The 1,138-nt window shown below is 33.7% G+C and carries 2 protein-coding genes; both read right to left on the reverse strand.

Translation table 11 applies throughout. The features are described from left to right. Positions 1–89: 89 nt before the first annotated feature. Complete coding sequence (locus ACOVO2_RS16905; RefSeq protein ID WP_421771112.1) at positions 90–362, reverse strand: hypothetical protein; 273 nt, start codon at positions 360–362, stop codon at positions 90–92. A gap of 14 nt (positions 363–376) precedes the next feature. Next, complete coding sequence (locus ACOVO2_RS16910; protein ID WP_188766316.1) at positions 377–991, reverse strand: DUF4159 domain-containing protein; 615 nt, start codon at positions 989–991, stop codon at positions 377–379. Between the last annotated feature and the right edge of the window lie 147 nt (positions 992–1,138).

The following is a 1,138-nucleotide window of genomic DNA, read 5'->3' on the forward strand; positions in this document are numbered from 1 at the left end:
AATTTGGCTACTAATGTTTTGTAATGATGAAGTTCTTTGGTTTCCAATTTTAATATTTTTCGTTTACTTGAAATGTAATTTTAATGCTTTTAAGAAATATGGATTTGATAAAACCAAAACAATGACCAAAATAGCCCCAAAGAATTGAGAGTAAGCAGGAAAATGCTATTCTGTTTTGATTTTTTTAATATTAAAAATGCAGTAATCAAAAAGAGGTTTATAGAAATAGAAATTGGTAAAAATACTAAGCCCCAACCCATTCCTCCTCCCCCTGAAAAAATGATTGAAGAAGATGTCTTAATAAAATATACATTGATAATTACTATCAACACTGCAACTATTATATTTATTATCTTCACCATTTTTATGTATTAAATCAAACTGTCAAGGCATAATTAATAATATTTACTCCAAATTTAGTATTGTCTTCGGCGAGCCAGCGTTTGTTTCTGAAATCGTAGTCCCACTCGCAACCGTAATCTTTATTGCTGTATAAAACCCCGATTCTACCATTGATAATAATTGCTTTTAAGTAATCATGCACGAGGTCGTCGCCCCAGCCATTTAGCTCAAAAGTGGTAGTAGGAGGGCCATCAAACTGAAAAAAACAATTATAAATTGGATGCGTATTCGGAATTTTTTGAAGGGCTTTTGCTCCGAAAGTTCGAGCCATTTCTTGCTCAAACGATTTGGCAAAAAGTCCATCAATATCATGGTTACAATCATCCACAAATACAAATCCGCCATTTTCGATATATTTCCGAAAATGGTCACGTTCTTGACTCGAAAATTCAACCAATTTATGTCCACTCAAATAGCAAAACGGACTTTTGAAAAGCTCATTACTACTCAAAAGCACCACTTTTTCTTTTTCATCAATCGGAATAGTTGTGTATTCGACCAAAGAATTAAGAATATTTGAAGGCATTCGCTGGTCGGTATCCCAATCTCCAGAGTTATACTGTATTCTTGTAAAAATAAATGGTTTCATAAAGCCCAGTTAACAGTTGGCAGTTGACAGTGGGCAGTAATATGGTGTGCACTGCCTACTGTTAATTGCCAACTGTGTTTTACACCGCATCAGATAAACTCGAAAATGTAAATTCTCGAATTTTCATGGGTGGTACCATATAATTTT

Origin of the sequence: Emticicia sp. (assembly GCF_049241225.1) — a bacterium.
Taxonomy (GTDB): domain Bacteria; phylum Bacteroidota; class Bacteroidia; order Cytophagales; family Spirosomataceae; genus Emticicia.

Bases quoted from the DNA above. Each gene is read 5' to 3' on its own strand.
- ACOVO2_RS16905 (WP_421771112.1), bottom strand. From the start codon at position 362: ATGGTGAAGATAATAAATATAATAGTTGCAGTGTTGATAGTAATTATC.
- ACOVO2_RS16910 (WP_188766316.1), bottom strand. From the start codon at position 991: ATGAAACCATTTATTTTTACAAGAATACAGTATAACTCTGGAGATTGG.